This window comes from Streptomyces sp. NPDC005181, from assembly GCF_040608395.1.
Taxonomy (GTDB): Bacteria; Actinomycetota; Actinomycetes; order Streptomycetales; family Streptomycetaceae; genus Streptomyces.
In genome coordinates this window covers 1-2,936 of sequence record NZ_JBEXID010000213.1, presented here as the reverse complement: position 1 = coordinate 2,936, position 2,936 = coordinate 1, and the positions used below count along the sequence as shown (strand labels likewise).

At 70.0% G+C, this 2,936-nt stretch carries 3 protein-coding genes and 1 pseudogene; all 4 read right to left on the bottom strand.

Annotation, left to right across the window (positions count from 1 at the left end; all coding sequences use genetic code 11):
* The coding region (gene istB / locus ABZV38_RS39975) for an IS21-like element helper ATPase IstB (RefSeq protein WP_356333831.1) at positions 1 to 744 on the bottom strand (744 nt) is incomplete at its 3' end.
* Positions 741 to 947: a hypothetical protein gene (locus tag ABZV38_RS39970; protein ID WP_356333829.1), complete on the bottom strand. Its 207-nt coding sequence runs from the start codon at positions 945 to 947 to the stop codon at positions 741 to 743. The genes ABZV38_RS39970 and istB, both read right to left, overlap by 4 nt.
* Positions 944 to 2,251 carry an IS21 family transposase gene (locus tag ABZV38_RS39965; protein WP_356333833.1) on the bottom strand — a complete coding sequence of 436 codons (1,308 nt, stop codon included), beginning with the start codon at positions 2,249 to 2,251 and terminating at the stop codon, positions 944 to 946. The genes ABZV38_RS39970 and ABZV38_RS39965 overlap by 4 nt, the downstream gene beginning before the upstream one ends.
* Positions 2,252 to 2,347: 96 nt before the next feature.
* Positions 2,348 to 2,936, bottom strand: a pseudogene (locus ABZV38_RS39960) (hypothetical protein); the annotation flags it as partial.

Sequence of the window (2,936 nt, the reverse complement as noted above, 5' to 3'; positions counted from 1 at the left end):
GAGGGCCTGGGAGAGTCGGTGTGAGTCGCCCTTGGTGACCACGAGGTGAGCGTGGTGGAGGAGGCGATCGACGGTCGCTGTGGCGAGGGTCTTAGGCATGATCGTGTCGAAGCCCGAGGGGTGAATGTTGCTGGTCACAGCGATGGAGCGACGTTCGTATGCGGCGTCGACAATGCGGTAGAAGGCTTCGGCGGCGTCCTCGCCGGCGGGCAGCATTCCAATGTCGTCGATCACGATCAAATCCGCTCGGCAGATCTTCGCGACCGTGCGAGCGGTCGAGCCGTCGACCTTGGACTTGGTGATCGTGGCGGTCAAGGACTCCAGGGTGAACCAGGCCACCTTGAGGTCCTTCTCGATCGCCGCGTGCGCCAGTCCCTCGGTGAAGTGCGACTTTCCCGTCCCGGAGGCTCCGGTGATGACGAGGTTCTCCGCGCGGCCGACCCATTCCAGGGTGGCCAGGGAGTTCTGGGTGGGCTCGGGGATGGTGGAGTCCTCGGCCCGCCAGGAGGCGAGGGTCTTGCCGGTGGGGAAGTTCGCCGAGGAGCGTCGCATCCGGCGGGTGGCAGCGTCGCGGCCGGTGACCTCCTCGGCGACCAGGACGCGCAGGACCTCGGCGGGGTCCCAGCGCTGGGCGCGGGCGGTGGCGAGCACGTCGGGGGCGGCCTTGCGCAGGTAGGGCAGGCGCATCCGCTTCAGGAGTTTCTCCAGTTCCTCGGGGATGGCGGGGGCGGCGGGGTAGGTCATCGCGGTGCTTCCTTGCTGTCGCGTGGGGGTATCTGCCCTTGTTCCAGGGCGATTTCGAGGCGGGCGGCGTTGTAGTAGAGGTCGTGGAGGAGGCGTGTGGGGAGCCGGCCGTGGGCGAGGTGCTCGGCGGCGCGGACCAGGACCCGCCGTAGTTCGAGGACGTGGTCCAGGGGCAGGGGCAGTGTGGGGGAAGGGCTGGTCACCGGCCCAGCGCCTGCCAGCCGCCGGTGCCGGGCTGGACGGAGTGCGTCTCGTCGACGCGGACGAGGTCGCCGGGCGGCTTGTGGGCGGCCAGGTGGTCCAGGATCGAGGGCAGATCCTCGTCGCCGAAGCGGCCCGCCGCCGCGGCCAGCCCCAATGCCTCGTCGACCTTGTCGGTGCCCAGGATCGTGGCGAGTTCGACGGCGCGGGCCATCTTCGCCCGGATGCGGCTCGCGCCGGCGGGGCCGGCTTCCTTCAGCCAGCGTCCGGCACCGGGCCCCAGGGCGACGAAAGCGATCTCGGCCTCGGTGCGGGGCCGCAGCCTGGGCTGGTGGACGCTGCGGCCGTCGGGGTGGTCGGGGTAGTGCTCATCGATGATCTGCGGGATACCCGGGGTGGACAACTGGTGGCGCCATATCTCGGACAGGTCACCGGAGTTGGTGCGGGCGGTGATGGACAGTTCCTCTCCCACCACCCGGCACCACACCCTGGCGCCGGTGTATCCGGGCGGGGTGGAGTAGCGGACCGAGCCGAAGCTGACCGTGCGGTCGTCACGGACCGTGCGCTCCTCGCCGAGCGCGAGCGCGAGGGGTTCGTCGGGCAGGACGTGCAGCGTGGTGCGTTCGATGTCGAGGCGGTCGGCGGGTATCTGCCCGGTCGCCCGGTGCCGGCGCGCGTTGACCTGATCGCACCAGATCCGGCAGGCGTCGGCGAGGTCGGCGAAGGTGGCGTACTGTCCCAGCAGGTTCGCCTCGGTGGGCACCAGGTCGGCCTTGGCGATGCGGACGGTGGCCTCCGCGCCGCCCTTGGACTCGGGGTCGTAGGGCACACACGTCATGACCTGACAGCCGTAGTGCCGGCCGGCGGCGACCATCTGCGGATGACGGACCGGGATCCCGGCGATGTGCTCGACGGTCACCGTCTTGGCGTTATCGGTCAGGACGTAGGTCGGCGCCCCGCCGATCCTGCGCAGCGTGGTGTCCAGGCAGGCCACCAGAGTGCCCAGGGTGCAGTCCCAGACCGGGATCACGACCCGGAAGCGGGACCAGGACAGCCACGCGCAGAACAGCCACGTCCGACGGCCGCCGATCTTCGGGCCCTCACCCCAGTCGAACTGGAGCCACATCCCCGGCTCGGGGATCCAGGGCCGGTACGTGCGCCGCTTGCCCGCCCTCCACGCGGCCTTCGCCGCGTTCACCGCCCGCCTCGTCGAACGCGGGCTGCCCCGAAAGCCCATCTTCACCAGCCGGCCGTGGACGACGTCCGCGCGGATCTTCGCCTTCGAGGTGTCGACCCAGTCCTCGATCTTCTCCAGGAACGCATCGATGGCCTTCGGCCGCGGCGCGTGCTCGTAGGGGTTGAGGCCACTGTCGCGGGCCTGGACGTAAGGGCATGCAGAGAATCAACATGCGTGTTTGATGTTGTCCGGGGGCTCGGTGCCGTAGGCGTCGAGGTAGGCGGCCACGTCGGTGGGGGTGGTGAATCGTGCGGTGGAGCGGGGGACGGTGCAGCCGTGCTGGTCCAGGAGGGGCTGGGTGTCCTGGATCGTGCGGGTGATGGTCTGTGAGCTGGTACCGAAGAGTTCGCCGAGGAGGGCGTGGGTGAAGCAGCCGCGCTGGTAGAGGATCGTGGCCAGGATCCGGTCGGGGTCGGTGAACGCCTGCCGGGGGCCGGCGCCAGGGGCCCGCTGTCGTTCGCGACCGCGTCGGTGGCGGCGCTGTTCTTCCCGCTGGGCGGCCTGGATTGGTGCCAACTTGCTGATCAGGGTGCCCAGTTGTGGGCGGGTGAGGCCGGTGATTTCCGGGTCGGTGAGCCGGGTGTGCTGCCGGGCACCCCATTGCCGTGGTTCCGCGCCGTGTGGAGTGCCGGTGGTTGTGGGGCCGCTCTGCTGGGCGTGGTGAAGTCGGCCCGAAGCGCGGTCTCGTCTTTCGATCGAGCCGTTTCTTCGGGCCGCTTCCCGCACCCGGCGTGCCACTCTCATGGCACCGGGC